The sequence below is a fragment of the Actinocorallia libanotica genome (genome assembly GCF_039525175.1).
GTDB classification, from domain to species: domain Bacteria; phylum Actinomycetota; class Actinomycetes; order Streptosporangiales; family Streptosporangiaceae; genus Actinocorallia; species Actinocorallia libanotica.
Genome location: NZ_BAAAHH010000023.1, coordinates 1 through 26,717, shown reverse-complemented (window position 1 = coordinate 26,717; position 26,717 = coordinate 1). Strand labels below are relative to the sequence as shown.

General features: G+C 73.5%; 27 protein-coding genes. 18 read left to right on the top strand and 9 right to left on the bottom strand.

All coding sequences use genetic code 11. The features are described from left to right. The 5 genes from ABD140_RS24890 to ABD140_RS24870 are packed head-to-tail and all read left to right on the top strand — an operon-like array spanning position 1 to position 5,300. A complete protein-coding gene (locus tag ABD140_RS24890; RefSeq protein ID WP_344243384.1) occupies positions 1-1,707 on the top strand; it encodes a thiamine pyrophosphate-binding protein in 1,707 nt (568 codons plus the stop codon). Beyond that, a complete protein-coding gene (locus ABD140_RS24885; RefSeq protein ID WP_344243383.1) occupies positions 1,707-3,143 on the top strand; it encodes an aldehyde dehydrogenase family protein in 1,437 nt (478 codons plus the stop codon). The genes ABD140_RS24890 and ABD140_RS24885 overlap by 1 nt, the downstream gene beginning before the upstream one ends. Then, positions 3,140-3,967 carry a TauD/TfdA dioxygenase family protein gene (locus ABD140_RS24880; RefSeq protein ID WP_344243382.1) on the top strand — a complete coding sequence of 276 codons (828 nt, stop codon included), beginning with the start codon at positions 3,140-3,142 and terminating at the stop codon, positions 3,965-3,967. The genes ABD140_RS24885 and ABD140_RS24880 overlap by 4 nt, the downstream gene beginning before the upstream one ends. Continuing rightward, complete coding sequence (locus ABD140_RS24875; protein ID WP_344243381.1) at positions 3,964-4,707, top strand: SDR family NAD(P)-dependent oxidoreductase; 744 nt, start codon at positions 3,964-3,966, stop codon at positions 4,705-4,707. Before ABD140_RS24880 ends, ABD140_RS24875 begins: the two co-directional genes overlap by 4 nt. Then, entirely contained in the window at positions 4,704-5,300 is a 597-nt protein-coding gene (locus ABD140_RS24870; RefSeq protein WP_344243380.1) for a carboxymuconolactone decarboxylase family protein, read from the top strand. Before ABD140_RS24875 ends, ABD140_RS24870 begins: the two co-directional genes overlap by 4 nt. Here ABD140_RS24870 and ABD140_RS24865 read toward each other — a convergent pair. Beyond that, complete coding sequence (locus ABD140_RS24865; RefSeq protein WP_344243379.1) at positions 5,288-6,085, bottom strand: SDR family NAD(P)-dependent oxidoreductase; 798 nt, start codon at positions 6,083-6,085, stop codon at positions 5,288-5,290. The genes ABD140_RS24870 and ABD140_RS24865 overlap by 13 nt on opposite strands. 218 nt (positions 6,086-6,303) lie before the next feature. On the opposite strand from ABD140_RS24865, the gene ABD140_RS24860 reads away from it, so the two are divergent. The 3 genes from ABD140_RS24860 to ABD140_RS24850 are packed head-to-tail and all read left to right on the top strand — an operon-like array spanning position 6,304 to position 9,639. After that, entirely contained in the window at positions 6,304-7,059 is a 756-nt protein-coding gene (locus tag ABD140_RS24860; protein WP_344243378.1) for an ABC transporter ATP-binding protein, read from the top strand. Beyond that, on the top strand, positions 7,059-8,429 hold the full coding sequence (locus tag ABD140_RS24855; protein WP_344243376.1) for an FtsX-like permease family protein: 1,371 nt from the start codon (positions 7,059-7,061) through the stop codon (positions 8,427-8,429). The genes ABD140_RS24860 and ABD140_RS24855 overlap by 1 nt, the downstream gene beginning before the upstream one ends. Further along, a complete protein-coding gene (locus ABD140_RS24850) occupies positions 8,422-9,639 on the top strand; it encodes a sensor histidine kinase (protein ID WP_344243375.1) in 1,218 nt (405 codons plus the stop codon). The genes ABD140_RS24855 and ABD140_RS24850 overlap by 8 nt, the downstream gene beginning before the upstream one ends. A 3-nt stretch (positions 9,640-9,642) precedes the next feature. Here ABD140_RS24850 and ABD140_RS24845 read toward each other — a convergent pair whose 3' ends face one another. Next, on the bottom strand, positions 9,643-10,305 hold the full coding sequence (locus ABD140_RS24845) for a response regulator (protein WP_425544147.1): 663 nt from the start codon (positions 10,303-10,305) through the stop codon (positions 9,643-9,645). A gap of 69 nt (positions 10,306-10,374) precedes the next feature. Here ABD140_RS24845 and ABD140_RS24840 point away from each other — a divergent pair, with 69 nt between their 5' ends. Further along, positions 10,375-11,550 carry a M48 family metallopeptidase gene (locus ABD140_RS24840; RefSeq protein WP_344243374.1) on the top strand — a complete coding sequence of 392 codons (1,176 nt, stop codon included), beginning with the start codon at positions 10,375-10,377 and terminating at the stop codon, positions 11,548-11,550. Positions 11,551-11,572: 22 nt separating this feature from the next. Here ABD140_RS24840 and ABD140_RS24835 read toward each other — a convergent pair whose 3' ends face one another. From ABD140_RS24835 to ABD140_RS24825, 3 genes are all read right to left on the bottom strand, one after another. Further along, complete coding sequence (locus tag ABD140_RS24835) at positions 11,573-13,048, bottom strand: flavin-containing monooxygenase (RefSeq protein WP_344243373.1); 1,476 nt, start codon at positions 13,046-13,048, stop codon at positions 11,573-11,575. Positions 13,049-13,184: 136 nt separating this feature from the next. Further along, positions 13,185-13,799 carry a TetR/AcrR family transcriptional regulator gene (locus ABD140_RS24830; protein ID WP_344243372.1) on the bottom strand — a complete coding sequence of 205 codons (615 nt, stop codon included), beginning with the start codon at positions 13,797-13,799 and terminating at the stop codon, positions 13,185-13,187. 138 nt (positions 13,800-13,937) lie between these two features. Then, positions 13,938-15,083 carry an NDMA-dependent alcohol dehydrogenase gene (locus tag ABD140_RS24825; RefSeq protein ID WP_344243371.1) on the bottom strand — a complete coding sequence of 382 codons (1,146 nt, stop codon included), beginning with the start codon at positions 15,081-15,083 and terminating at the stop codon, positions 13,938-13,940. A 142-nt stretch (positions 15,084-15,225) separates the two neighbouring features. On the opposite strand from ABD140_RS24825, the gene ABD140_RS24820 reads away from it, so the two are divergent. Further along, the gene (locus tag ABD140_RS24820; protein ID WP_344243370.1) at positions 15,226-15,885 is read left to right on the top strand and encodes a TetR/AcrR family transcriptional regulator; all 660 of its coding nucleotides are present in this window, start codon (positions 15,226-15,228) and stop codon (positions 15,883-15,885) included. 14 nt (positions 15,886-15,899) lie between these two features. Here the strand turns inward: ABD140_RS24820 and ABD140_RS24815 are convergent, their stop codons facing one another. Together ABD140_RS24815 and ABD140_RS24810 are read right to left on the bottom strand one after the other, a co-directional pair. Next, the gene (locus tag ABD140_RS24815; protein ID WP_344243369.1) at positions 15,900-16,565 is read right to left on the bottom strand and encodes a TetR/AcrR family transcriptional regulator; all 666 of its coding nucleotides are present in this window, start codon (positions 16,563-16,565) and stop codon (positions 15,900-15,902) included. Between the two features lie 17 nt (positions 16,566-16,582). After that, positions 16,583-17,185 (bottom strand): TetR/AcrR family transcriptional regulator, encoded by a 603-nt coding sequence (locus ABD140_RS24810; protein WP_344243368.1) that lies wholly within the window; start codon positions 17,183-17,185, stop codon positions 16,583-16,585. Between the two features lie 81 nt (positions 17,186-17,266). Here ABD140_RS24810 and ABD140_RS24805 point away from each other — a divergent pair, with 81 nt between their 5' ends. The 7 genes from ABD140_RS24805 to ABD140_RS24775 all read left to right on the top strand — a co-directional run bounded on the left by ABD140_RS24805 (position 17,267) and on the right by ABD140_RS24775 (position 23,955). Continuing rightward, positions 17,267-17,719 carry a MaoC family dehydratase gene (locus tag ABD140_RS24805; protein ID WP_344243367.1) on the top strand — a complete coding sequence of 151 codons (453 nt, stop codon included), beginning with the start codon at positions 17,267-17,269 and terminating at the stop codon, positions 17,717-17,719. Between the two features lie 13 nt (positions 17,720-17,732). Next, positions 17,733-18,929: an acyl-CoA dehydrogenase family protein gene (locus tag ABD140_RS24800; RefSeq protein ID WP_344243366.1), complete on the top strand. Its 1,197-nt coding sequence runs from the start codon at positions 17,733-17,735 to the stop codon at positions 18,927-18,929. Next, positions 18,926-20,032: an acyl-CoA dehydrogenase family protein gene (locus ABD140_RS24795; RefSeq protein WP_344243365.1), complete on the top strand. Its 1,107-nt coding sequence runs from the start codon at positions 18,926-18,928 to the stop codon at positions 20,030-20,032. The genes ABD140_RS24800 and ABD140_RS24795 overlap by 4 nt, the downstream gene beginning before the upstream one ends. Positions 20,033-20,150: 118 nt before the next feature. Continuing rightward, a complete protein-coding gene (locus tag ABD140_RS24790) occupies positions 20,151-20,933 on the top strand; it encodes an enoyl-CoA hydratase/isomerase family protein (RefSeq protein WP_344243364.1) in 783 nt (260 codons plus the stop codon). A 2-nt stretch (positions 20,934-20,935) separates the two neighbouring features. After that, positions 20,936-21,820, top strand: coding sequence for an SDR family oxidoreductase (locus tag ABD140_RS24785; RefSeq protein ID WP_344243363.1), 885 nt, complete (start codon positions 20,936-20,938; stop codon positions 21,818-21,820). An 18-nt stretch (positions 21,821-21,838) separates the two neighbouring features. Further along, positions 21,839-22,819: an acyl-CoA dehydrogenase family protein gene (locus ABD140_RS24780; protein WP_344243361.1), complete on the top strand. Its 981-nt coding sequence runs from the start codon at positions 21,839-21,841 to the stop codon at positions 22,817-22,819. After that, positions 22,819-23,955, top strand: a complete 1,137-nt coding sequence (locus ABD140_RS24775) for an acyl-CoA dehydrogenase family protein (RefSeq protein WP_344243360.1) — start codon at positions 22,819-22,821, stop codon at positions 23,953-23,955. Before ABD140_RS24780 ends, ABD140_RS24775 begins: the two co-directional genes overlap by 1 nt. A gap of 22 nt (positions 23,956-23,977) precedes the next feature. On the opposite strand, the gene ABD140_RS24770 is transcribed toward ABD140_RS24775, so the two are convergent. Next, positions 23,978-25,078 carry an FUSC family protein gene (locus ABD140_RS24770; RefSeq protein ID WP_344243359.1) on the bottom strand — a complete coding sequence of 367 codons (1,101 nt, stop codon included), beginning with the start codon at positions 25,076-25,078 and terminating at the stop codon, positions 23,978-23,980. Positions 25,079-25,174: 96 nt separating this feature from the next. Between ABD140_RS24770 and ABD140_RS24765 the strand changes: the two genes are divergently transcribed. Beyond that, positions 25,175-26,065 (top strand): LysR family transcriptional regulator, encoded by an 891-nt coding sequence (locus ABD140_RS24765; RefSeq protein WP_344243358.1) that lies wholly within the window; start codon positions 25,175-25,177, stop codon positions 26,063-26,065. Here ABD140_RS24765 and ABD140_RS24760 read toward each other — a convergent pair. Further along, on the bottom strand, positions 26,038-26,717 hold a 680-nt coding region (locus ABD140_RS24760; RefSeq protein ID WP_344243357.1), incomplete at its 5' end, for a LysR family transcriptional regulator substrate-binding protein. The genes ABD140_RS24765 and ABD140_RS24760 overlap by 28 nt on opposite strands.

Below are 26,717 nucleotides of genomic sequence, written 5' to 3'. Positions count from 1 at the left end.
ATGCCGGTCAAAGTCTACGAACGCATCCTCGACCTCTTCGAGGCCGAGGGCATCAACACGATCTTCGGCATCCCCGACCCGAACTTCGTGCACCTGTTCCACCTCGCCGAGGAGCGCGGCTGGACCGTCGTCGCCCCGCACCACGAGGCGTCGGGCGGCTTCATGGCCGAGGCCGTGTCGCGGATGACGGGCAGGCCCGCCGTGTGCATCGGCACGCTGGGCCCGGGCATGGCGAACCTGGCACCGGCCATGATGTGCGCCCTGGTGGAGAACTCCCCGGTGATCTTCCTGGGCGGGCAGCGCGCCCGCGTCACCGAGCAGCGGGTCCGCCGCGGCCGTATCCAGTTCGTCAAGCAGTCCCCGCTGTTCGAGGCCTCGGTGAAGTACAGCGCCAGCCTCGAGTACGCCGACCAGACCGACGAGGTCGTCCGCGAGGGCATCCGCAGGGCCGTGTCGGGAACGCCCGGCCCGGTCTACATCGAGTACCCCTCCCACGTGATCCTGGAGGAACTCGACGTCCCGGAGGCGCTGCCGCCCGCGGCCTACCGCCTGGTCGGCCAGCAGGCCGGCCCCGGCCCGGTCACCCTGGCCGCGGAGGCCATCCGCGCGGCCGAGCAGCCGATCCTCCTCGTCGGGCACGGCGTCCACACCTCCCGCACGGGGGAGGCGGTCCGGGCGCTCGCCGAACTGATGGCCTGCCCGGTCATCCAGACCTCCGGCGGCACCTCCTACATCGAGGGCCTGGAGGACCGCACCTTCCCGTACGGCTTCTCGCCGTCGGCGATCGACGCGGTGGTCGAGTCGGACCTGTGCCTGGCCCTGGGCACCGAGCTCGGCGAACCCGTCCACTACGGGCGCGGCCGCCACTGGGTCGCGGGCGAGGCCGGACGCACCTGGATCCTCGTCGAGCAGGACGCCGAGGCGATCGGCGTGAACCGGCCGATCGACATCCCCCTGGTGGGCGACCTGCGGGCGGTCGTCCCGCAGCTCGTCGAGGCCCTCAAGGACACCCCGCGCGCCGCGTCCCCGCAACTCGCCGGATGGATCGAGCAGGACGCGGCACGGCTGGCGGAGCTGGCGGAGACGGCGCCGTCGGGAAGGTCCCCGGTTCACCCCTCCCGCCTGATCGTCGAGGCGACCAAGGCCTTCCCCGCCGACGGGATCATGGTGCGCGACGGCGGCGCCACGACCATCTTCGGCTGGACCTACTCCCAGGCCAAGCCGCACGACGTCATGTGGAACCAGAACTTCGGCCACCTCGGGACCGGGCTGCCCTACGCGGTCGGCGCGGGGGTCGCGGACGGCGGACAGCGCCCCCTGATGCTCATCACCGGGGACTCCTCCTTCCAGTTCCACATCGCGGAGCTGGAGACGGCCGCCCGCCTGAACCTGCCGCTCGTGTGCGTCGTGGCCGTCGACTACGCCTGGGGCCTGGAAGTCGGCGTCTACAAGCGCACCTTCGGCCAGGGTTCGCGGGAGACGGGCACGCACTGGAGCACCGAGACGCGCTTCGACAAGGTCGCCGAGGGCTTCGGCTGCCACGGCGAGTACGTGGAGTGCGAGGAGGACATCGCGCCCGCCATCAAGCGCGCCTACGCCAGCGGCAGGCCGGGCGTCATCCACGTGACGGTCGACCCGAAGGCCAACTCGGAGGAGATGCCGAGCTACGACGAGTTCCGTACCTGGTACGCGGAAGGGACACAGTGATGCGCGAACACCTGAAGTTCTACATCGGCGGCCAGTGGGTCGACCCGGCCGAGACCGGGACCATGGACGTGGTGAACCCCGCGACCGAGGAGGTCTGCGGCAGGGTGGCGGCGGGTTCGGCCGCCGACGTGGACCGGGCCGTCGCGGCCGCCCGCGCCGCCTTCGACGGCTGGGCGTCCACCGGCCGCGAGGAGCGCCTCCAGGTCCTCCAGAACATCCTCACCGAGTACCAGAACCGTGCCGGAGACCTCGCCGCGGCGCTGACCGAGGAGATGGGCGCGCCCGCCGCGCTCGCCGGAGGCTTCCAGGTCGGGCTCGGCGCGGGCCACCTGACCACCGCGATCGAGCTGCTCAAGGGCTTCGTCTTCGAGGAGCAGCGCGGCGCGACGCTCGTCGTCAGGGAGCCGATCGGCGTCTGCGGCCTCATCACGCCGTGGAACTGGCCGCTGAACCAGATCGCGGTGAAGGTCTTCCCCGCGCTGGCGTCCGGCTGCACCGTGGTGCTCAAGCCGTCGGAGCAGTCGCCGTTCACCGGGCAGATCTTCGCCGAGATCCTGGACGCCGCGGGCGTGCCCGCCGGGGTGTTCAACCTCGTACAGGGCGACGGCCTCGGCGTCGGTGTGCCGCTCTCCAGCCATCTCGGCGTCGACATGGTCTCCTTCACCGGCTCGACGCGGGCGGGCGTGGAGGTCGCGCGGAACGCCGCGCCGACCGTCAAGCGGGTGACGCAGGAGCTGGGCGGCAAGGGCCCGAACATCGTCCTGGACGACGAGGCGTTCGCCGCGAACGTCGCGCAGGGCGTCGGCGACATGATGGGCAACTCCGGGCAGACCTGCAGCGCCCCTTCGCGCATGCTGGTGCCCGCCGCGCGCATGGCGGAGGCCATCGGCATCGCCCGGGAGGCCGCCGCCGCCATCACCGTCGGCGACCCCCGGGGCGAGTTCGTGATCGGCCCGGTGGTCTCAGGAGCCCAGTTCGAGAAGATCCAGGCGCTGATCCAGAAGGGCATCGACGAGGGCGCCACGCTGGTGGCCGGCGGCACCGGCCGCCCCGAGGGGCTGGAGCGCGGCTTCTACGTGCGGCCCACGGTCTTCGCCGACGTCACCAACGACATGACCATCGCCCGCGAGGAGATCTTCGGGCCGGTCCTGACGATCCTCGGCTACGACGGCGTGGACCACGCCGTCGAGATCGCGAACGACACCGAGTACGGCCTCGCCGGCTACGTGGCGGGCGCCGACCTGGCCCAGGCCCGTGCCGTGGCCCGCCGCATCCGCGCGGGCTGGGTTGTGATCAACGGCGGATTCGACTTCAACTGCCCGTTCGGCGGTTACAAGAAGAGCGGCAACGGCCGCGAGTGGGGCGAGTTCGGCTTCCACGAGTACCTGGAGACCAAGGGCATCCTCGGCTACGCCCCCGAGGAGGCGGACGCATGAGCGCGATCGCGACGAGGAGCCTGGGCGGCGCCCTCGGGGCCGAGGTCCTGGACGTCGACGTCGAGCGGCTGCTGGGCGACGGCGGACTGCCCGAGGCGTGCATGGAGGCGCTGGAGGAGCACGGCGTGCTGCTCTTCCGCGAGCTGCACGCCGACGACGACGCGCAGGTGGCGTTCTGCCGCAGGTTCGGCGAGCTGGCCAGGTTCCCCAAGTACGCCGACCAGCACGTCATGGAGATCAGTTTCGATCCCGGCAACCCGAACGCCGAGTACTTCGCCAGCAACGACCACTGGCACATCGACGGCGCGCTGGACGACATCCCGGCGAAGGCGTCGGTGCTGAGCGCCCACGTGACGGCGGGGCAGGGCGGCGAGACGGAGTTCGCCAGCACCTACGCGGCCTACGACGATCTCACCGACGAGGAGAAGGAGCGGTACGCCGATCTGCGGATCGTGCACACCTTCGAGGCGATTCAGCGCCTGACCTACCCCGACCCCACGCCCGAGCAGCTCGCGGAGTGGGCGTCGCGGACCGTCCGGGAGCTGCCGCTGGTGTGGGAGCACCGGACGGGGCGCCGCTCGCTGGTGTTCGGGGCGACCGCCTCGCACGTCGCCGGGATGGACGTCGAGGAGGGCCGGGCGCTGCTCGCCGGCATCGAGCGGCGCGCCACCGCGCCGGACAAGGTGCTGCGGCACGGCTGGACGGTCGGCGACATGGTGATGTGGGACAACCGGGGCCTGGTGCATCGGGCGTGCCCTTTCGACCGGAGCGAGCCGCGCCGGATGCACCGCACCACCCTCCTCGGCGACGAGGCGATCAAGTGAGCGCGCGCACGGCGATCGTCACCGGCGGGGCCTCGGGCATCGGGGAGGCCATCAGCCGCCGCCTGGCGGCGGACGGCGTCCTGGTGGCGGTCTTCGACCGCGACGGCGCGGCGGCCGAGGAGGCCGCCGCAGCGATCGAGAAGGACGGCGGCCGCGCCGTCGGCCTCGCCGTCGACGTGACGGACCGGGCGGCCGTCGACGCCGCCGTCGCACGGGTGGGGGAACTGCTGGGCCGGCCGGTGATCCTGGTGAACAGCGCCGGGATCACCGCCTTCGGACCCTCCCTGGAGGTCTCGGCCGAGCTGTGGGACCGCGTGCTGGCCGTCAACCTGACCGGCACGTTCGCCTGCTGCCAGGCGGTGCTCCCCGGCATGGTCGAGGAAGGCTGGGGGAGGATCGTCAACATCTCTTCTTCCAGCGTTCACAGCGGCTCGCCCGGCATGGCCGCCTACGTGGCGTCGAAGTCGGGCGTCCTGGGCCTCACCAAGGTCCTGGCCCTGGAGTTCGCCAAGAAGGGCGTCACGGTCAACACGATCCCGCCCGGCTTCATCGACTCGCCCATGCTGCGCGACACCGCGAGCGGCGGCCGCCTCGACGTGGCGCAGCAGATCGAACGCACTCCGGTCGGCCGCATCGGCCTGCCCGAGGACGTCGCCGCGGCCTGCGCGTTCCTGGTGGGCGAGGAGGCCTCCTACATCACCGGTCAGGTCATCGGCGTGAACGGCGGGCGCAACACATGAGCGGGGAGACGCCACGGATCCCGCCCCTGCCTCAGGCGGAGTGGCCCCCGGAGCTGGTGGAGTCCGTCTTCGGTTTCCGGTCCGCCGTCCGGAGCGACGGCCCGGAGGAGGAGCGCCAGTCCGGCTCCCACCTCCTGGGCACCCTCGCCCGCCACCCGTCGCTGACCCAGGCCTTCCTCACCTTCAACGGCCACCTCTTGTCCCGCAGCACCCTGACGTCCGCCCACCGGGAACTCCTCATCCTGCGGGTCGCCCACCTGCGCCGCTGCGACTACGAGTGGGCGCAGCACGTGATCCTCGCGGAGAAGGCCGGCATCCGCCCGGCGGAGATCGCCCGGATCCCCGCCGGGCCGGACGCTCCGGAATGGTCGCCCTTGGAACGGGCCCTGCTGGCCGCGGCCGACGAACTCCTCGCCGACGGCACGGTGGGCAATGGCACCTGGAAGGCGCTCGCCGCCGAATTCGACGACCGGCAACTTATGGACGTCGTCTTCACCGTCGGCGCCTACGAACTGCTGGCCATGGCCCTGCGCTCCTTCGGCGTACAGCCCGAGCCCGCCCTCGCTCCGTATCTGTCCTGTCATAGGCCGTAGCGGGCGAGCACGTCCTCCCTGCGGGGGAGGAGGAACTTGCGGGCCATGCGGGCGCTGGTGAGCCAGGCGACGGCGTCGCCGTTCCTGGTGCTGGCGAGCATCCTGTCGACGAGATGGGGGGCGACCTCGTCGACGTGGTCGCACAAGATGTTGAGGATCCGGCGCTGGGCGGCGACCTGGTCGGGCGCGGCGGCGGCCTCGCGGAGCCAGCCGTCGGTGATGAGGATGCCGGGGCTGACCCGGCCGACCCGCACGCCGGTCCCGGCCACCTCCTTCACCAGCGCGCTGGTGAAGGAGTCCAGGCCGCGCTTGGTCGCGGAGTAGACGCCCATGCCGGGGCGGATGCGGCCGTCGCTGCCGCCGCCCAGGACGTTGAAGACCTGGCCGCCGCCGGCGGCCCGCATGCCGCGGACGGCGACCTGGGATCCGTGGACGGTGCCGAGCATGTTGGTGGTGACCATCGTGCGGACGGCGTCGGGCGTGGTCTCGACGATGGGCCTGGTGGTGTGGGCGACGCCGGCGTTGTTGATCCACAGGTCGACTCCGCCGAGTGCGTCCGTCGCGGCGGTCCACAGCTCCTCGACCTGCGCGGCGTCGGCGACGTCCAGGGCGTGCCCGTGGACCACCGCATCTTTTGCGGCTTCCGGCCGCAGCCTCGCGACGGCTTCGTCGACGGTCGTCCGGGCGCGTCCCGTGACGGCCACGGAGTGCCCGCGCCGGAGGAGTTCGCGGGCGAACGCGAAACCGATGCCCTTGGTGCTGCCGGTGATGACGGCCTTGCGCATGATCGCTCCTGGGAGAGGTGAGGGTGCGGGGGATCCCCTCGCACTCACCGGTACGCGCCTCCCGGTATGGCCGCGATCCTATGCCGCCTCCTCCCGGCTGAACACCCCTGTTCCGCATGAGAAACCGGTGTTTCCAAGGAAGGGGTTCGGTTTCCCGAACCCCCGGTTCGGGTGCGGGCACGATCGATCTTCGCGCCCCGTCCGCCGAGGATGAGGCCATGACGGAGATGACAGCGGATATCGGGACGGGATCGGTCGTCCGGGCGGTGGACCTGCACCGGGAGTACGGGCGCGCCGCCGCCGTGCGGGCGCTGCGCGGGGTGTCGGCGGCCTTCGCGCCCGGGACGTTCACGGCGGTGATGGGGCCGTCGGGCTCGGGCAAGACCACCCTGCTGCACTGCCTCGCGGGGATGGACCGGCCCACCCGGGGCTCGGTGCGGTGGGGGGACGCCGAGGTGTCCCGGCTGCCGGAGCGGCGGCTGGCGGAGCTGCGGCGCAGCCGCGTCGGGTTCGTGTTCCAGGCGTTCAACCTGATGCCGGCGATGACGGTCGCGCAGAACGTCGAGCTTCCCGGCCGGCTGGCCGGTGAACGGTCCGACCGGGGGCGGGTGCTGGAGGCGCTCGCCCGGGTGGGGCTGGCCGGGCGAGAGCGGCACCGGCCCGGCCAGCTGTCCGGTGGGCAGCAGCAGCGGGTGGCGATCGCGCGGGCGCTGGTCTCCCGGCCCCCGGTGCTCTTCGCCGACGAGCCGACCGGCGCGCTCGACCGGGCCACCGGACACGAGATCCTCGCCCTGCTGCGCGCCGGGGTGGACGCCGACCGTCGGACCTGCGTGATGGTGACCCACGATCCGGTGGCCGCCGGATACGCGGACCGGGTGCTGCTGCTCGCCGACGGCCTGGTGGCGGACGAGCTCCATCACCCCACCGCCGCCCAGGTCGGCGAGCGGCTGAGCAGGCTGGGGGAGGGAAAGTGATGGCCTCGATCGCCCTCGGGCAGATGCGCCGGCGTCCGGCCGCCTTCGCCGGGACGGCGGTCGCGCTCTTCCTCGCCGTCGCCACCATGACGCTGTTCGGCCTGCTGTTCGCCACCGACGTCACCACCCCGGAGGCCGTCCGGAAGGAGGCCGCCGGGCCCGGACTGATGGTGATCGCCGGTGCCTTCGGCGAGATCGCCGTGCTGATCGCGTTCTTCGTGGTGGTCAACGCGCTGGGCTTCGCGCTGCGCCAGCAGCACCGCGAGCTGGCCCTGCTGCGCACCATCGCGGCGACGCCCCGCCAGACGCGGCGGCTGGTGCGCGGCCAGGTCGTCGCGACCACGCTGCTGGCGGCCATACCGGGCTGGGTCATCGGTGCACTGGCGGCCCGCGGCCTTCTCGACGAGCTGCAGCGGCGGGGAATGGCGGCGCCGGACGCGCCGGTGCCGGTGGTCCCGTTGCCGATGCTGATCGCGCTGGCCGCCGCGCTCGCCGTCGGCCTGGCGGCCGCGGCCGTCGCGGCCCGGCGGATCTCCCGGATCGCGCTCGCCGACGCCCTCACCGCGAGTTCGACCGAGCACGGGCGGACGGGAGCGCCGCGCCTGCTCGCCGGGATCGGCGCGCTGGCGGGCGGCGGCCTGCTGCTGAACCTGGCCGCGACACGGCCGGCCGAACAGCTGGACAAGGCAGGGCAGGCGGCGCTGCTGGGTTCGCTGGTGCTGCTGGTCGCGGTCGCCCTCACGGGGCCGCTCGCGGCGCGCCTCCTGGTCGCCGCGCTGGGCGCGCCGGTACGGGCTCTGGCACCCGGTGCGGGATGGCTGGCCGACGCCAACCTGCGCGGTTACGCGCGGCGGTTGTCGTCCGCCGTGGTGCCGGTCGCGCTGCTCGTGGGATTGTCGGGCACCATGACGATCATGACGAGCACCGCCGGGCACGCCGCGGGCGGGACGGCGAGCAGCGTCACCTCCGACACGGACGTGTGGCTGCGCCAGGCCGAGCTGGTGCTGCTGACGTGCTTCGCCGCCGTCTCCACCGTCAACACCCTGATCGCCGTGACCGCCGACCGGCGCCGCGAGTTCGCGCTGCTGCGGCTGCTCGGCGCGACCCGGCCGCAGCTGCTGCGCATGCTGACCGCGGAGGCGGTGCTGACCGCGGCGGTGGGCGTCCTGCTCGGCGCGGCGGTCGCGGTCGCGGCGTCGGCGGCGTTCAGTTCGGCGGCCACCGGTTCGGCGGTGCCGCACGTACCGGTGGCCGACTGCGGGTGGATCGTCGCGGGCGCGGTGGCGCTGACCGTCCCGTGCATCCTGGCCACGGGGCTGCGCGCGGTGCGCGGCCCGGCAGCGGATCTGGTGGGCGGCAGTCGTGACTGAGCGGCGGCGGTACTTCTCCATCCGGGGCGGCGAGTGGGTCTTCGCCGTCGCCGGGCTGCCGATCGCGCTGTTCGGCGGCCTCTACGCCGTCGCCGTCCTGTACGCGGGGGTGCTGCTCTCGCTCACCGTACTCGGCCTGCCGTTCGTGGTCGCCGCGCTGCTGGGCGCGCGCGGTCTCGGCGCGCTGCACCGGCACCTGGTCCGCCGCCTGCTCGGCGAGGACGTCGAGGCGCCCGCCGGGCCGCCCCGCCCGTCGGGCGCGATGGCCCGCGGCCGTGCCGTGCTGACCGACCCGGTCGCCTGGCGGACGCTGCTGTACCTGGTGCTGCGGCTGCCGCTCGGCGTGCTCGGGTTCGCCGCCGCCGTGCTGCTCCCCCTCGGCTGCGGCTGGCTGATCGGTTTTCCGCTCTGGGGCCGTCTGCTGGAACCGGACCTGGGGCCGGCCACCTGGCTGGACGCCGCCTCCGTCGTGCTGGGCCTGGTCCTGGCGCCCGCGGTACCCGGCGCGGTCCGGGCGTTGAGCGGCGTGAACCGGCGGCTCGCCCGGCTGCTGCTCGGCCCGGCCCGCGCCCAGCAGCGCGTCCGGGAACTGGAGACCGCCCGCGCCACCCTGCTCGCGGGGAACACCGACGAACTCCACCGCCTGGAGCGCGACCTGCACGACGGCACCCAGGCCCGGCTGGTCGCCCTGGCCATCACCCTCTCCCTGGCCGACGACGCGCTCGCCCCCGCCCCGGACCTCGAAAGGCTGGGCGCCCTGCTGGACCGCGCCCGCGGCCAGACCGACGACACCATCGCCGAGCTGCGGCGGCTCACCCAGGGCATCAACCCGGTCGCGCTGGACGGCGGCCTCGGGGAGGCGCTGCCGGGCCTGGCCGCCGCCTCGCCGGTGCCCGCCACCGTCCGCCTGGACCTGCGGGAACGCCCGGACCAGGCGGTCGAACGGGCGGTCTACTTCTGTGCCGCCGAGCTGCTCACCAACGTCGCCAAGCACAGCGGGGCCCGCTCGGCCGAACTCGCGGTGAGCGCGGCGGGCGCCCAGGTCCGCCTGACCGTGCGCGACGACGGCCGCGGCGGCGCGGCTCCCGGCTCCGGCACCGGCCTGACCGGCCTGGCCGGGCGGCTCGCGGCGGTGGACGGCGTCCTGCGGGTCGACAGCCCGCCCGGCGGGCCCACGGCGGTCACCGCCGAGCTGCCGGCACGCCTGTGAAGATCAGCCCTCGTCCGCCAGGTAGGCCAGAACCGCCTTCACCCGGCGGTTGTCGGCGTCCGTCGCCCGCAGGTCGAACTTGGTGAAGACGGCGGCGACGTGCTTCTCCACCGCCCGCTCCGAGACCACCAGCAGCCCGGCGATGGAGCGGTTGGAGTGCCCCTGCGCCATCAGCTCCAGCACCTCGCGCTCACGCGGCGTCAGAGCCTCCACCCGGCTGCGCCGTCCACCGCGCATCAACCGGTCGACCACCTCCGGATCGAGCGCCGTGCCCCCGTCGGCGACCCGGTGCAGCGCGTCCACGAACTCCGAGGTCCGGGCGACGCGCTCCTTCAGCAGGTACCCGACGCCCGACGCCCCGCCCGCCAGCAGCCGGGAGGCCCAGACGGTCTCGACGTGCTGCGAGAACACCAGAATGCCGACCTCGGGCATCCGCCCCCGGATCTCCACGGCGGCCCGGATGCCTTCATCGGTATGCGTCGGCGGCATCCGGATGTCCACCACCGCCACGTCCGGCCGATGCTCCGCCACCGCGGCGAGCAGCCCGTCCGCCGTCCCGGCGGTCGCCACCACCTCGCACCCGCGGACCTCGAGCAACTCGACCATGCCGTCGCGGAGCACCACGGAGTCCTCGGCCAGTACCACGCGCAGCCGCCTGTCGATCACCCGGCCATTATCGCCCCCGACGCGCGGTACTAGGATGCGCGAGTGAAATGCCCTGAGTGTTCTGCTTTGGTGCAGGTCGACGAGGGCTTTCCCCTCTGGTGCGCCGCCTGCGAGTGGGGGCTTCCGGAGAACGCGACGGAGCGGAACGAGAGCACGCCCGCGGTGCGGCGGAGCCGGATCGATCCCGCCCGGTTCGATCCCGCCAGGTTCGGGGCGTACGTGCTCGCGACGGTGGTGCACGTCCTTCCGCCTGGACTGCTCGCCTCCGCGACCGCCCTGGTCATCCTTGGGCGCAGTGTCGTGGCCTATGTGATGGCCGCGGTCCTCGTCGCCGTCACGGTGACGCTCAGACCCCGGTTCGGACGGCTCGATCCCGACGCCGAGACCCTGAACCGGGAGGGCGCCCCGCACCTGTTCGGCCTGTGCGACGAGGTGGCCGCCGGGCTCGGAGGCAGGCCGGTGGACGTCATCGTGATCTCTCCCGAGTTCAACGCCGCCTACGCGGTACTCGGGCTGCGTCGACGGCGTACCCTGCTGCTCGGCCTGCCGTTGTGGCGGACCCTCACGTCCGGTCAGAAGGTCGCGTTGATCGGACATGAGCTGGCCCACGGGGTGAACGGGGACTGCCGACGCGGGCTGTACGTCGGGTCGGCCCTGGACGTTCTCACAACGCTGCACCGTACGCTCCATCCGGACCAGCTTTTCGGCGCTGAAGACGGCTTCATGTACGTGAGCCGTCTGGTGCTCACCCCTGTCCTGTGGGTGTGCCGCGGGGCGGTCGCCCTTCTCCGCCGCGGTCTGGAGCTTCTCACCGCGAGCTCCGGCCGCCGTGCCGAGCACCACGCCGACGAGCTCGCGGCACGCGTCGCCTCGTCCGAGGCGGTCGCCGGTCTGCTGGAGGCGATGACCGTGCTCGGCCCGACCGTCGAGTTCGCGGTACGGACCTCGCCGACGGTCCGCTCTCCGCTGCCCCTGTGGGAGCGCGTCGACCAGGCCGTCGCGGCGCTGCCCGACGGCGAACGCGAACGGCGGCTCAGGCTCGCCGCGCGGGAGGGCGCGCGGGTGGACGCCACCCATCCTCCGACCCGGCTGCGCATCGCCCACGTTCGCGCCTTGGGCTTGGCCGAGCCGCGCGTACGGCTGTCGCCGGAGACCGAGGCACGGATCGACGGTGAACTTGCGGCGGTCTCCGCCCGGATCGAACGGGACCTCGCCGAGACCGCCGAAGCCGCCCTCTACTTCTGACCGGAGGATCCGTACGCGGTGCTCATGGCGCCGTCTGTCGCAGGCGCTGCCGCAGCTTTTCGCCGACGTGGCGGTAGTCGCCCGGATCGACGGGCAGGAGCCATTGCAGGGCCTTGGTCGTCCCGCTCACGTTGAGGTCGAGGTCGTCCAGGACCTCGTCGATGTTGTGCATGGAGAACGGGATGACGTTGGTGCCGCGCGCGTGGCGGCCGCGGGTGCGCTCCTCCATCCAGGCCAGCCGCTCGGAGACGGCGCGCCGCCGCTCCTCGGCGGGAGGGACGGTGTGCAGGCCGGCGAGGTGGGAGGCGATCCACACCGCCGACATCTCGGCGGACAGCGGGCTGAAGAAGGAGGAGTTGTAGCCGGCGAAGGTCAGGTTCGGCACGTCGTGCGGGAGGATGTGGCGGTAGAGCGCGAAGTTCCCCCGTTCGTCGGTGAGGCGCCGCTGCACGTCCTCGTCGAGGAAGGGCACCTGCTGGCGGAAGCCGGTGGCGCAGACGATGAGGTCGCTCGGCACGAGGGAGCCGTCCGCCAGCTCCGCGTACGGAGCGCCGTCCTTCTCCAGGAGCCGGGCGATCGTCGTGTCCCGGGCGACCTTGACGCGGCCTTCGGCGACGGCTTCGAAGAAGCCCTCGGTGACGAGGCCGACGGTGCTGCAGGCGATGTCCTCGAAGGAGCCTCCGGGCACCAGGCCGAGGGCGGGGAGCCGGTACTGCCGGGACGCCACGGCCTGGACGCCGCGGATCATGGCACGGCGGAGCCCGTCGCCTCCACCGTGCAGGAAGCGCTCCGGGGCGGTGGGGGCGATGTAGCGGAACATGCCCTCGCCCAGCCGGGTGAGGAGCAGGTACTTGTAGTTGAGGAGGCCGCCGATCCTCCGGGGCGTCTTCCACAGGAGCCCGCGCGCCACGACCGTCGTGGTGGCGGCGACCCCGGCGATCTCGACCGCCACATCGCAGGCCGACTTGCCGTAGCCGACCACCACCACGTGCTTGCCGACGGCGTCGACCAGGTCGCGAAAGCCGCTCGCGGCGAGGATCCGCCCCCCGGCGGCCTCCAGCACCTCCACCCCCTTGAACGGCGGGATGAACGGTTCGGAGAAGATCCCGTTGGCGACCACCAGGTGGTCGAAGGGCTCGGTGCTCCCGCCCGCCGTGACGTCCCAGCCCGTCCCGTCCTCCCGGAGCGCGGCCCGGGTGACCTCGGTCGAGAGCCGCAGCGACGGCGCGAGGGCGAAGCGCTCGACGTACAGCTCCAGGTAGCGCTGCACCTGCTCGCCGGCCGGCCACTCGGGATAGTCGCGAGGCATCGGCAGCTCGGAGAACGCGTAGGTGCCCTTGTCGTTCTGGGTGCGCAGGCCCGGATAGCGGCGGGTGGCGCTCCAGACACCGCCCACGTCGGGGGCCTTCTCGAAGACGGTGACGTCGTGGTCGAAGTCGCGGAGCACTTTGGCCGTGCCCAGGCCGGCGAAGCCTGCGCCGATGACGGCGATCCTCATGGGTCCTGCCTTCGGTGTCGCGGATCGCTTCGAGCCTAGGAGCGGAAAGCCGCCATCGCCGCGCGCAACAACCGCGACTCACCATCCGGTCACCGAGTTGTCACCGAAGGTAATGGTGGTGGAGTGCCGGTCCCGCTCACCCGGTGTGCCCGGGGGCGCGGATGCGGCAGTCGATCAGCTCGTGCAGCTGGGCGCGGAAGTAGGCCAGGGCGGGGGAGTCGTCGGAGTGCGCCCGCCCCGTCTCGCAGGGCAGGCCGGTGCCGGCGAATCCCATGACCTGCCAGATGACGGTCCAGGCGAGGAAGCGGAAGTCCACGTCGTCGCGTACGCCCGTCCAGGTGCGGGAGGTCAGCGCCGTCTCGAGCCCGGGGGTGAACCCGTCGGGGAAGTCGAGGTCGATGGCGTCCTTGAGCGCGCGATGCCCCCACACGGCGTTCACCTCCGGGTAGGCGACCGTGAAGTCCACGGCCGCGTCCACCAGGCGGTGCACGCCTTCGACGCCGCCGGGGGCGTCCTTGGCGGCGGTCTCGAAGTACGTCTCCTCCAGCGTGCGGAAACGGTCGAAGACGGCGCGGTAGAGGAGCGGTTTGCCGTCCCGCAGGAGCCTGGACTCCCGGGCCTCCGCTCCTGCGGCGTGCGCGATCAGATCGAGACTCGTCGCGTCGTATCCCAACTCCGCGAACAGTCTGATGGCCGTGTTCAGGACCCGTTCGTCAGCCTCGGTCCCGTCGGCGGTTCCGTCGTCCCACACCCTTCCGCCCTCCCTGCCGGTACAACGCCTACAACGCCGGGGCCGTGCGCCGCCCATCCGGTGCGAGGGAGATCGTGGGTCTTGCCGGGGTAAGGACTTCGTTGCCCGGCGGCTCCGGAGAGCCGCCGGGCTCGGGGATCAGTACTTGATCATGCCGCGGATGTTCTTGCCGTCGCGCATGTCCTGGTAGCCCTGGTTGATCTCGTCGAGGGTGTAGGTGTTGGTGACGAGGTCGTCGAGGTTGAGCTTGCCGTCCTGGTAGAGGCGCAGGAGGCGGGGGATGTCGCGGCGGGGGTTGGCGTTGCCGAAGATGCAGCCGACCAGCTCCTTGCGCTGCATCGCCATGTCGAACAGGTTGAGCTTGACGTCCTCCTGGAGGATGGGCGCGACGGCGGTGAGCACGCCGCGGCCGCCCTTGGCGACCATGCCCATCATCGGGCCGATGAGCTCGCCGGTGGCCACGCCGGTGGTGAGGATGACCTTGTCGGCCATCGCCCCCCAGGAGATCTCGCCGACCAGGGCCATGGCCTCCTCGATGGAGGCGGCGGTGTGGGTGGCGCCGAAGTGCGGTGCCTTCTCGCGCTTCCACTCCACCGGGTCGACGGCCACCACGTGGCGGGCGCCGGCCAGGGCCGCGCCCTGCACGGCGTTCATGCCCAGGCCGCCGATGCCGATCACCACGACGGTCTCGCCCGGCCGCACGTCGGCGGCGTTGACGGCCGAGCCCCAGCCGGTGGTGACGCCGCAGCCGACCAGCGCCGCCTTGTCCAGCGGGATCCAGTCGTCGATCTTGACGCAGCTGCTCTCGTTGACCACGGTGTAGGGCGAGAACGTGCCGGTGCAGCACATGATGCCCAGGTCCGTGCCGTCCGCCGCGTGGTGGCGGGCGGTCATGTCGCCGATCTGCCGTCCGGCCAGCAGCACCGCGCCGTGGTCGCACAGGTGCTGGCGGCCCCGGGCGCAGGAGGGGCAGCGCCCGCACGCCGGGATGAAGGACAGGACGACGTGGTCGCCCTCCTTCAGCGTGGTCACGCCCGGCCCGACCTCGACGACCTCGCCGGCGCCCTCGTGCCCGCCGACGAGGGGGAACTGCTCCAACTGCATCAGTTCGGCGATGCCCGGGTCCAGGACCATGTCCCCGGTGACCATGTGCTCGTCGGAGTGGCACAGGCCCGAGGCGGCGAGCTTGATCTTGACCTCGCCGGCCTTCGGGTCGTCGAGCTCGATGTCCTCGACGCTCCACTCGCTGTTCTGCTTCCACAGGATCGCTGCGCGGGTCCGCATAGGGGGTTCCTCCTCGGGGAGAGGGGTGGTCAGGAGGCACTTACTGGTGGCCCAGCATGGCACTTCCCTACGATGGGAACAATAGGCAGGTCCGGGGGCATGGGGCACGGACCGGACGGCAGTGCGGCGAGGAGGCGGAAAGATGCCCAGACCGGCGCCGCAGCGGGTGACCCGGGTGGTGCTCACCCGTGAGCTGATCGTGCACACCGCGGTGGAACTGGTGGAGCGCAGCGGCCACGACGCCCTGTCGATGCGCGCCGTCGGCGAGGAGCTGGGCGTCAGCGCGATGGCCATGTACCGGCACGTGGCGAGCAGGGACGAGCTCGTCGCGGGCATCGCCGAGTACGTGATGGAGACCCTGGACGTGCCCGAGGAGGAGGCCGGGGACTGGCGGGAGGGGGCGCGGAGCCTCATGCGGTCGTTCCGGGCGACCGCGCGGGAGTACCCGCGGAGCCTGGCGCTGGCCCTGGAGTGCAGGACGGGCATCCCCGTCGCGTTGAAGGCGATCGAACGCGCCCTGTCCCTGTGCGCGCGGGCCGGGCTGGACGAGGCGACGTCCGTGCACGTCATGCGCTCCCTGATGGCCTACGCCCTCGGCACCCAGCTGCGGGAGGCGGGGATGGGCAGGCTCCTGGCCCGCCAGGAGGAGGATCCGGCCGACACCGTGCGCTCCCTGGAGCCCGCGAGGTTCCCCCACGTGGTGGCGCTGCCCGACGAGCTGGTCGACCACGGCTCGGACGCCGACTTCGAGTTCGGGCTGGAGCTGTTCCTCTCCTCGGTGGAGCTGATGGGCGGGCGCTGAGCCGCCCGGGGGCGTCAGGCGCGGGACCGGGGCAGCCGGTCGAGCGCCGACAGCAGCATCTCCAGCCCGATCTCGAAATCGGCCTCCGGATCGATCCGCATGAGATGGGGGGCCATGGCGATGACGTGGGGGAAGCTCCCCGGGTCGTCCTGGACGGTCTGGAACGCGGACTCGGGGGTCTGGTCGGGGGTCCGGAGGGCGCCGTTCTCCATCATCTGGGAGCCGATCGCATACGACATCAGCGCGCGCAGCACCCGGACCGAGGTCTCCCCGTCGAACCCGGCCGCGGCCAGGAGCTCCAGGGCGCGTTCGGCGGCCCGCCAGCTGAACTCCAGGTCGAGCCTGCTGGTGAGGACGAGGTACATGCTGCGCGGATAGGCGCGGGCCGCGCCGCGGAAGGCGCCGATCATGGCGCGGGCGCTGGCCTTCCAGTCCTCGCCCGTCTCCCCTTCGGGCAGGTCCAGACCGGACAGCACCGTCCGCGCCATGTCCGCCAGGAGGGCGTCCCGGTCGGGGACGTGGTTGTACAGGGACATCGTGCCGACGCCGAGCTCGGCGGCGACCCTGCGCATCGTCAGGGCCTCGGCGCCGTCCCGTTCGATGAGCGTGACGGCCGCCCGCACGATCGACTCCCGGGTCAGCGGCGGCCGCCCGGTTCGGGCCGCTGCGTTCCTCGCCATCCTCGTCCTCTTTCGGATCAGCCGTCGGCGCCGACGATGCGCAGCGCCACTCGGACGTAGCGGTCGGCCACGTCCTCGGGCGACCAGTCGCCGTCCTCGCGGTACCAGCGGGCGATGTCGACGCCCAGGGAGAGGAGGGCGGTGGCGGCGGCCCGGGGGTCGGGGACGTCGAAGACGCCGGCGGCCGCGCCCCTTTCCACCAGGGAGCGGAACTCGCGGCTGACCGCGCGGCGGAGCTCCCGGATCTCGGCCAGGTGCTCGGGGCTGAGGGCCGCCAGCTCGTAGTTGACGACGCGGGCGCGGACGTTCCCGCGGGCGTGGTGGACGGCGAACTCGCGGACCAGCCGGCGCAGCGCCTCGGCGGGGTCGTCGCAGGAGGCGGCCGTCTCGCGGACCAGGCGGAGCGTGCCCTCGTGGCCGGTGCGCGTGATCAGGTAGAGCAGCTCCTCCTTGGACCGGTGGTGCACGTAGAGGGCGGCGGGGCTCATCCCGGCGGCGGTGGCGATGTCGCGGGTCGTCGTGCCGTGGAAGCCCTTCTCGGCGAACGCGCGGACGGCGGCCTCGAAGAGCCGGGCGCGGGTGGCGTCGGCGCGGGCGGAACTGGAGGCATCGGTCGTCACCCGTCCATTCTTCCCCGGATCGCGGTATGCCGGTACCCTGAACTGACTAAGCGCTTAGTAATCCAAGGGAAGGTGCACCAGGTGAAGGTCTTCCAGAGCATCGAAGAGGTGGAAGGCGCGATCGGCGCCCACCTCGGGTACTCCGCGTGGCACACCGTCACCCAGGAGCAGATCGACACCTTCGCCAGGGCCACGGGCGACCACCAGTGGATCCACGTGGACCCCGAGCGGGCCGCCGGAGGGCCGTTCGGCACGACCATCGCGCACGGCTACCTCACGCTGTCGCTCGTGCCGATGCTCGTCTGGCAGGTCTACAAGCTCGAGGGCCTGAAGATGAGCGTCAACTACGGCGCCGACAAGCTCCGCTTCCCTTCCCCGGTGCCGGTGGGCTCCCGGGTGCGCGCCGGGGTGGAGCTGCTCTCCCTGACGCCCGGTAGCGGCGGCCACCGGCTGAAGGCGCGGGTGACCATCGAGCGCGAGGGCGGCGGCAAGCCGGTCTGCGTCGTCGAGTCGGTCAGCGTCCTGGTGCCCTGAGAAGAGGAGAACGATGACCGACGAGACGACCGTGCGCGAGGACCTGCGGCGGAGGGCCGCCGACTTCCTGGCCGCCCACGACCCCGCAGCGACCGAGCCGCTGGCCTTCCTGCGGGCCCGCTACGACGCGGGGCTGGCCTGGGTGAACTTCCCCGAGGGCCACGGCGGCCTGGGTCTGCCGCGCGCCCTGCAGCCCGAGGTGGACCGGCTCTTCGCCAGGGCGGGCGCGCCCGGCAACAACGTCCGGGGCAACGGCATCGGCCTGGGCATGGCCGCGCCGACGATCCTGGCGTTCGGCACCGAGGAGCAGAAGAAGCGCTTCCTGCGCCCGCTGTGGACCGGGGAGGAGATCTGGTGCCAGCTGTTCAGCGAGCCCGGCGCCGGCTCCGACCTGGCGGGCCTGGCCACCCGCGCGGTGCGCGACGGCGACACCTGGGTGGTCGACGGCCAGAAGGTGTGGACGTCGCACGCCCACAACGCCCGGTTCGCGATCCTGGTCGCCCGCACGAACCCCGACGTCCCCAAGCACCAGGGCCTCACCTACTTCCTGTGCGACATGGCCGACCCGGGCGTCGAGGTCCGTCCCCTGCGGCAGATCACCGGTGAAGCCGAGTTCAACGAGGTGTTCCTCACCGGCGTGCGCATCCCCGACTCCTACCGGCTCGGCGCCGAGGGCGACGGCTGGCGCGTGGCCAACGCCACCCTCAACAACGAGCGCGTGGCCATCGGCAGCGGCGGCGGCACGCCCCGCGGCGGCGGGATGGTCGGCGTGGTCTCCGACACCTGGCGCGAACGCCCCGAACGCCGCACCCCCGAGCTGCACGACCGGCTGCTGAAGCTGTGGGTGGAGGCCGAGGTCGCCCGGGTCACCGGGCAGCGGCTCGGCCAGAAGCTGCGCCAGGGCCAGCCCGGCCCCGAGGGGTCGGCCATGAAGCTGACCTTCGCCCGCCTCAACCAGCAGCTGTCCGGCCTGGAGGTGGAACTGCTCGGCGAGGACGGCCTGCGCTACTCCGACTGGACGATGGTCCGTCCCGACGGCGTCGACTTCACCGGCCGGGACGCCGGCTACCGCTACCTGCGCGCCAAGGGCAACTCCATCGAGGGCGGCACCTCGGAGATCCTGCGCAACATCGTCGCCGAACGCGTCCTGGGCCTCCCGCCCGAGCACCGCGTCGACAAGCACGTCCCCTGGAAGGAGCTCGACAAGTGAGCGAACTCGACCTGCTCTACACCGACGTCGAGGACGACCTGCGCGCCTCCGTCCGGGCCCTGCTCGCCGACCGGTGCGGTGCCCCGGGGGTGACGGCGCTCTACGACGGAGACCGCTCGATCGTCTCCGGCCTGTGGAAGGCGCTCGCCGCCGACCTGGGCCTGGCCGGGCTGCTGGTCCCCGAAGAGCACGGCGGCGCGGGCGCCTCGGCCCGCGAGGCGGCCGTCGTCCTGGAGGAGCTCGGCCGCTCCGTGGCGCCCGTGCCGTTCCTCACCAGCTCGGTCGTGGCGACCGCCCTCCTCCTGGAGACCGGCGCGGCGGGCGCCGCCCTCCTGGCGGGGCTCGCCGCCGGGGAGCGGACCGCCGCCCTGGCCGTCCCCCTCTCGGCCGCCCCGCAGGACGCGCCGCGCACCACGGTGCGGGCCGAGGGCGGACGCCTGACCGGCACGGTGACGAGCGTGGCAGGAGCCCTGGAGGCCGACGTCCTGCTCGTCCCGGCCCGCGCCGGCGAGACCGTCGCGCTCTACGCCGTGCCCGCCGCCGAGGCCGTCCGCACCCCGGTCGTCTCCCTCGACATGACCCGCCAGCTCGCCGACCTGGCCTTCGACACGGCCTCCGGTGAACCGCTCCTGACGGACGCCGCACCCGCGATCGGCCGGGCCCTGCTCACCGGTGCGGCCCTCCTCGCCTCCGAGCAGGCGGGCCTGGCCCAGTGGTGCCTGCACGCCACCGTCGCCTACCTCAAGGAGCGCAAGCAGTTCGGCCGCGTCGTCGGCGGTTACCAGGCGCTCAAGCACCGCCTGGCCGACCTCTTCACCGACGTCGAGTCCGCCGGTGCCGCCGCCCGCCAGGCCGCGGCCGCCCTCGCCGCCGGAGACCCGGACGCCGAGCTCGCCGCCGTCGTGGCCCAGGCCTACTGCGGCGACCTGGCCGTCCGCGCGGCGGAGGAGGCGGTCCAGCTCCACGGCGGCATCGGCATGACGTGGGAGCACCCCGCCCACCTCTACCTCAAGCGTGCCAAGGCCGACCAGATCGCCCTCGGCACCCCGGCCGCCCACCGCGCCCGCCTCGCGGTCCTGGCAGACCTCCCTCCCGCCCCGTGAGAAGCGGTTGCCGCCGTCCCCGTCCGGGGACGGCGGCGACCGCGAGGGTTGTGGGACCGCCCGACGGGGTGCTAGAACGATAATCTATATACAATATGAATTATCGTGAGAGGCGCGCATGGGTGAGGGACGGGTGCGGCTGGACGTCGACGGGCCGGTCGCGACGATCACCAACGACCATCCGGACAAGCACAACGCGTTCGACGACGCGATGGACCTGGCGCTGTTCGAGGTCCTCGGCGAGCTGAAGGAGCGGCACGACGTGCGGGCCGTGATCTGGCGGGGGGAGGGCAGGTCCTTCTCCTCCGGCCGGGACGTCGGGTCCCTGGGCGGGGGGCGGGTGGAGCTGACCCACCACGAGCTGATGAAGCGGGGGCACCGGGGGATCCAGCAGCTCTTCGAGATCGAGGCGCCGGTGATCGTCGCCATGAAGGGGTGGTCGATCGGCGCCTCGTTCCAGCGGGCGCTGCTGTGCGACATCCGGGTGGCGGCGCAGGGGGCGCGGATGATGCTGCCCGAGGTGGGGCACGGGGTCATCCCGGACACCGGCGGGGTGGGGCGGCTGTTCCAGATGTGCGGGCACGGGGTGGCCGCCGACCTGGTGCTGACCGGGCGGCCGATGGGCGCCGACGAGGCGCTCGCGCACGGCGTGGTCTCGCGGGTGGTGCCCGAGGAGGAGCTGGACGCCACCGTGCGGGAGATGGCCGAGAAGATCGCCTCCGCGCCGAAGGTGACGGTGAACACGGCGCGGCGCGTCCTGGCCCGGCTGGCCGAGCCGGAGATCCGCTCCTCGATGGCGGACGAGCTGGTGGGCCAGACGTTCGTCAGCACCTCCCACGACCTGGCCGAGATGCGCCGGGCCAGGGCCGAGAACCGCACGCCGAACTACACCGGGAGCTGACCATGACGGACATCCTGCGCGGGCTGCCCGAACCGCCGCCCGCCGGAGCGGGCGCGCTGCCCGAGGGGACCTTCGCGGGCACGGCGGTGCTCGTCACCGGCGGAGGGACCGGCCTGGGCCGGGCGATGGCCGTCGAGTTCGCCAGGCTGGGCGCTGACCTGGTCATCGCCAGCCGCGAGAGGGAGCACCTGGACCAGGGCGAGGCCGCCATCAAGGAGGCGGGCGGACGCGTCCTGGCCGTCGAGTGCGACATCCGCGACCCCGCGGGGATCGCCGCGGCCTTCGACGCCGCCGTGGAGGCGTTCGGGCTGCCGGGGGTGCTGGTCAACAACGCGGCGGCGAACTTCCCGGTGCCCGCCGAGGACATGTCGCCCAACGCGTGGCGGACCGTCGTCGACATCACCCTCAACGGCACGTTCTTCTGCGCGCGGGAGTTCGCCCGCCGCCACATGGCCGCCGGAACGCCCGGATCGATCATCAACGTCGGCGCCTCCTACGCCTGGACGGGAGGGCCGGGCTTCGCCCACTCGGCCGCCGCCAAGGCCGGCGTGAAGAACATGGTGGAGACCCTCGCGGTGGAGTGGGGCCCGTACGGCATCCAGGTCAACGGGCTGGTGCCGGGCATGTTCCCGCACGAGGACATGACCGCCGACATCAAGGGCAACCTCGACCGCACGAACGACAAGGACGCCTGCCAGCCCGCGATGCGCGTGGGCCGCCCGCGCGAGCTCGGCTGGGCGGCGACGTTCCTGGCCTCGCCGTACGCGCGGTTCGTCGCCGGCCACACCCTGGTCGTGGACGGCGCCAACTGGCAGCGGAGGAGCCTGACGAACCCGCCCGTCGTCACCGTCCGGGACCAGATGGGAAAGGGCCGGTTCCAGCCATGACGTCCCGTGAGGCCTTCGATGGACGCACGTCTCACCGATGAGCAGCGGATGCTGCAGCAGGTGGCCGCGGCGATCGCGGACGACCGGTCCGGGGGCTGGACGGCCCTGGCCGGGGCCGGGCTCGTGGGCCTGCACGCCCAGGCCGGGACCTGCGGCGCGGTGGCGGCGGCGCTCGTCGCCGAGCGGCTCGCCACGGCGCGGACCCCGGTGCCTTACGTGGGCGCCGGAGTCTGGGCACCGGCGCTCCTGGCCGCATCCGGGGCCGACGAGGCGCGAACGGCAGTGGAAGAGGGAGAGCTGCGGCTCGTCCCGGTGCTTCGCCCCGACCTGTCGGCTCCGGCCCGCGACGGAGAAGAGGGCGTCGCCTTCGACGCCGAGGGCGCCGACGCCGGCCTCGTCATCGCCGCCGACGGCCGCCTGCGCGCCGTGGCCCTCGGGGGCCCCACCAGGGGCGCGGACCTCACCAGGACGCTGCGCCGGGTCCCGGCCGACGCCGCGGATCGGGATCTGCCGCTCGGCGGACCGCTCACCGCCCGCGACCGCGTCCGCACCCAGGCGGTCGTCCTCGCCGTCCTGGCGGCCGACCTCCTGGGCACCGCGCAGCGCGCCCTGGACGACGCCGTCGCCCACGTCCGGGAACGCAGGCAGTTCGGCGTCCCCGTCGGCTCGTTCCAGGCCGTCCAGCACCTGGCGTCACACGCCGCCGTCCTCCTCGAAGGCGCCCGCAGCGCGATGTGGCACGCCGCCTGGGCCGCGACCGAGCTGACCGAGGACGAGGCGCTCCTCGCCGCCCGCCAGGCCAAGGCCGCCTGCTCCACGGCGGCCAGGGACGCCGCCGAGACCGCCGTCCAGCTGTTCGGCGGCATCGCCCTGACCTGGGAGCACCCCGCCCACCTCCGCCTGCGGCGCATCCTGCTGTCCAGGGCGGTGCTGGGCGACGAGTCGGCGCAGTACCGGGCCATCGCCGCCCGCAGGCTGGCCCCGGCGGGAAGGGACTGATGGACTTTCGCGACACCCCCGAGGAGGCGGCTTTCCGCGAGGAGCTGCGGGCATGGCTCGCCGCCCACGCCCCGGCGGGGCCGCCCGCCGACCCCGACGAGCGGGCGGCGTTCCTCCACGGATGGCACCGGGCGCTGGCCTCCGCCGGATACACGGGCCTGGCCTTCCCCGCCGAGTACGGTGGGCGCGGTCTGGCGCCCACCTACGAGGCGATCCTCAACGACGAGCTGGGGGCCGGCGGCCACCCGCCGCCCCCGGCCATCGGCCACATCACCAACGCCGTCCGGATCTTCGGCACCGCCGCGCAGAAGAGCCGCCACCTGCCGGTGATGCTCGCCTGCACCGAGCGCTGGTGCCAGGGCTTCAGCGAACCCGAGGCGGGCAGCGACCTGGCGGCCGTCCGCACCCGCGCCACCCGCGAGGGCGACGCCTACACCGTCGTCGGCCACAAGATCTGGACCAGCGAGGCGCTGTGGTCGCACTGGTGCCTGCTGCTGTGCCGCACCGAACCCGGACGGGAGGCCCACCGAGGCCTGTCCATGCTGCTCGTCCCCCTGGACACCCCCGGCGTCGAGTGCCGCCCCATCGTCACGGCCTCCGGCACCCGCGAGTTCGCCGAGGTCTTCTTCGACGGCGCCCGCGTCCCCGCCGCCCACCTGCTGGGGGAGCCCGGCCAGGGCTGGGAGATCGCCATGCGGCTGCTCGGCTACGAGCGCGGCCCCGCCGACATCGGCTGGGTGGCGCGCCTGTCCCGCATGCTCACCCTCCTGGAGAACGACATCCGCGACGGCTCCGTCGCGGCGGGCCCGAGCGCCCGCGAGGCCGTGGCCCGCGCCTGGGTCTCGCTGCGCACCCTGCAACTGCACGTCCGGCGCACGCTCTCCGCCCGCCTCGACGGCTCCCTCCCCGGCCCGGAGGGCTCCGTCGACAAGCTCCTGCTCACCGAGGCCGACCAGCTCCTCAACCACGTGGTCATGGACGTCCGCGGCGCCGCGGCGCTGGTCGAGGAGGACGCGGCGCTCGACGCCTACTTCTGGTCCCGCGCCCAGTCCGTCTTCGGCGGAACCCGGCAGATCCAGCACGACATCGTCGCCCGCCGCGTCCTCGGCCTCCCCGACGGCCGCGCCTCCCGCTGAGCGTCCGCGCGACCGGCACGGGTCAGCAGGCGTGCGACTCGGGGACGGCGGCCGTCCGGCGGTGGGGGAAGGCCGACAGCGCCTCGGGGCGCGACTCGCCGGTGGCCCGCAGGAGGTCGACGGTCAGGGAGCGGAGCTGGGCCAGGACGGCGTGGGCGGACAGGCCCAGGACGGGCGGGACCGCGGGGTCCAGGCGGGCGGCGGTGCGCAGCAGCGCCTTGCGGGTCAGGGGGAGCGCGCCGCCCTGGGGGAGCTCCTCGCTCAGGCGGGCCACCGAGCGGGACAGCTCGGCCATGCCCTCGGTGAGCATTTCGGGCACCTCTTCGCCCTTGTCGATGACGGCGACGGCGTGCCGGAGCATCACCCGCAGGTTGCGCAGGGCGTGGTCGAGGGGCTCGGCGGCGGTGAAGTAGGGGGCGAGGTCGCTCCGGTGGTGGAGCGGGGAGAGCGCGGCGTTCTCGTGGGCGGTCTGGAGGGCGCTGCTGTAGCCGTCCACGGTGCGCTGGGCGGCGCGGGCGCGTTCCAGGGCCGCGTCGGCGAGGGCGGGGTCGCGGTCGCGCAACGCGGACGCGGCGGTCTCGAGCGCCGCGCCGAGCTCCTCCAGGAGGCCGCGGACGTGCCGGGCGGCGAGCGCGGCGGGGTTGGCGGGCAGAAGCGCGATCACGGCCAGCCCGATCAGCCCGCCCAGGAGCGCGTCGGCCATGCGGTCGATACCGCCGGTGCCGCCGGGCGGGAGCAGCGTCGCCACCAGCACGGCGGACGAGGCGGCCTGCAGGGCGATCAGGGCGCCGCTGTCGAGCAGTACCGAGACGGACATGGCCAGGACGATGACGAGGGCGATCTGCCACGGGCCGCTGCCGATGGCCGAGATGAGGAGGTCGCCGACGCCGACGCCGACGCTGACCCCGGCGACCAGTTCGAGGACGCGGCGCCACCGCCGTCCGGCGCCCACCCCGATGCACAGCACCACGGCGATGGGGGCGAAGAAGGGCGCGGCGTGGCCGAGGACCTGTGTGGCGACGACCCAGGCGAGCGCAGCGGCGAGCGCGCACTGCACGATCGGCCGCGCCATGGTGCGCAGCCGCCCCGCCCGGGTCCTGAGACTCTCTTCGAAGGCTGACATGGCTCCACCATGATCCGCCGAACGGTATACGTCAAAGACATTGCTTGACCGGATTCCATAGAAGATATGTATAAGGCCTGCTCTAGGATGAGCCGGGTGAGCTTTCGCCAGATGGTGTACCTCGTCACAGTGGTCGAGGAGGGTTCGTTCACCGCCGCCGCCCAGCGCCTCGGGGTCAGCCAGCCGACGCTGTCCCACCAGATCCGCGCCCTGGAGCGGGAGGTCGGGGTCCCGCTGCTGGAGCGCGCGCCCGGCCGGGTCCTGCCCACCCCCATGGGACGGGAGTACCTGCCGCACGCCGAGGCGGCGCTGCGCGGCGCGCGGCTCGCCCGCCGCGCCGCCGCGGGGGAGAGGGGCCCGCTCCTGCTGCGGCTGGGCACCATGTACTCCATCGCCCTCGGCATCGTGCCCCCGGCCCTGCGGGCGTGGCTGGCGGCCGAGCCCGGCGCCGAGGTGGAGGTCGCGGAGTTCGCCTCGAACACCGCGCTGGAGGACCACGTCGCGTCGGGCGCCGCCGACCTCGGGGTCGGCCCGACGCCCGCCCGCTGGGCCGGTCCGGTGCACGCGCTCGGCGAGGAGGAGCTCCTCCTGGTCCTGCCCGAGGGCGACCCCCTCGCCGCGGACGGCTGTCGCGTTCTCGACCTGCGCGCGGCGGCGGACCGCCCGTGGGTGCTGTACGACGAGCGCAACGCGCTGGCCCCGCTGGCGGCCCAGGCCTTCGCGCAGGCGGGTTTCACCCCGCGCGCGGCGGTGCGCACCCGGCACACCGCGACCGCGCTGCAGCTCGCGGCGGCGGGGCTGGGGCCCGCGCTGATCCCCGAGAGCGTGCTGGAGCCCGGCCTGCCGGTGGCGGTCCTGCGCCCCGACCCGCCCGTCCACCGGACGCTGGCGGCCTACCTGGCGGGAGACCCCTCGCCCGCCGCCGCGGGCTTCCTCGCCGTCCTGCTGGGCGGCGCCCTTCAGCTCCCCGGGTCTCCCCGGTCCTGAGCGCCGGCCCGCCCGGCGAGCAGTTCGGTGAAGGCCAGTGCCGCGGGCGAGGGCTCGGCGCGGGTGAACGCCACGAGCCCGCGCACGATCGGCTCGGCGGGCCGCAGCACGTACGCGGCGTGCCGGGCCCGGACGACGTCGCGCGGGACGAGGGCGGGGCCGAGCCCGGCCGAGGCCAGCTCGACCGCGGTCGCCGTGTGGTGGACCCGGGCCGCGGCGCGCGGGGTGAAACCGGCGCGCGCGCAGGCCCGCAGGACCAGCGGGGCGAGCCCGAAGTCCGGCGCGTACAGCACCCACGGGCGGTCGGCCAGCGACTCCAGCGGGATCCCGCTCCGCCGGTGCCGCTCCAGCAGCGGGTCGTCCGGCGGCAGGACGACCAGCAGCTCCTCCTCGCCCAGCGGCCGGAGGGGGCCCGGCCACCCCTCGGGTTCGGTGCCGACCGCGATGTCGGCCTCCCCGCGCGCCATCGCCTCGACCAGCAGGTCGATGTGCGCGAACTCCGTCAGCTCCACGTGCACGGCCGGATGGGCGCGGCGCCAGGCGCCGATCGCGGGAGGCACGATGCCCATCGCCATCGAGTGCAGCGCCGCCACCCGCAGCTCCCCGGCCTCCAGGCGTGACGCCGCCCGCGCGGCCTCGATCGCCGCCCGCG

Bases quoted from the DNA above. Each gene is read 5' to 3' on its own strand.
- ABD140_RS24785 (WP_344243363.1), top strand. From the start codon at position 20,936: ATGACGGACATCCTGCGCGGGCTGCCCGAACCGCCGCCCGCCGGAGCG.
- ABD140_RS24860 (WP_344243378.1), top strand. From the start codon at position 6,304: ATGACGGAGATGACAGCGGATATCGGGACGGGATCGGTCGTCCGGGCG.
- ABD140_RS24855 (WP_344243376.1), top strand. From the start codon at position 7,059: ATGGCCTCGATCGCCCTCGGGCAGATGCGCCGGCGTCCGGCCGCCTTC.
- ABD140_RS24800 (WP_344243366.1), top strand. From the start codon at position 17,733: ATGACCGACGAGACGACCGTGCGCGAGGACCTGCGGCGGAGGGCCGCC.
- ABD140_RS24820 (WP_344243370.1), top strand. From the start codon at position 15,226: ATGCCCAGACCGGCGCCGCAGCGGGTGACCCGGGTGGTGCTCACCCGT.
- ABD140_RS24890 (WP_344243384.1), top strand. From the start codon at position 1: ATGCCGGTCAAAGTCTACGAACGCATCCTCGACCTCTTCGAGGCCGAG.
- ABD140_RS24835 (WP_344243373.1), bottom strand. From the start codon at position 13,048: ATGAGGATCGCCGTCATCGGCGCAGGCTTCGCCGGCCTGGGCACGGCC.
- ABD140_RS24815 (WP_344243369.1), bottom strand. From the start codon at position 16,565: ATGGCGAGGAACGCAGCGGCCCGAACCGGGCGGCCGCCGCTGACCCGG.
- ABD140_RS24790 (WP_344243364.1), top strand. From the start codon at position 20,151: ATGGGTGAGGGACGGGTGCGGCTGGACGTCGACGGGCCGGTCGCGACG.
- ABD140_RS24775 (WP_344243360.1), top strand. From the start codon at position 22,819: ATGGACTTTCGCGACACCCCCGAGGAGGCGGCTTTCCGCGAGGAGCTG.
- ABD140_RS24865 (WP_344243379.1), bottom strand. From the start codon at position 6,085: ATGCGCAAGGCCGTCATCACCGGCAGCACCAAGGGCATCGGTTTCGCG.
- ABD140_RS24885 (WP_344243383.1), top strand. From the start codon at position 1,707: ATGCGCGAACACCTGAAGTTCTACATCGGCGGCCAGTGGGTCGACCCG.
- ABD140_RS24825 (WP_344243371.1), bottom strand. From the start codon at position 15,083: ATGCGGACCCGCGCAGCGATCCTGTGGAAGCAGAACAGCGAGTGGAGC.
- ABD140_RS24780 (WP_344243361.1), top strand. From the start codon at position 21,839: ATGGACGCACGTCTCACCGATGAGCAGCGGATGCTGCAGCAGGTGGCC.
- ABD140_RS24880 (WP_344243382.1), top strand. From the start codon at position 3,140: ATGAGCGCGATCGCGACGAGGAGCCTGGGCGGCGCCCTCGGGGCCGAG.
- ABD140_RS24870 (WP_344243380.1), top strand. From the start codon at position 4,704: ATGAGCGGGGAGACGCCACGGATCCCGCCCCTGCCTCAGGCGGAGTGG.
- ABD140_RS24770 (WP_344243359.1), bottom strand. From the start codon at position 25,078: ATGTCAGCCTTCGAAGAGAGTCTCAGGACCCGGGCGGGGCGGCTGCGC.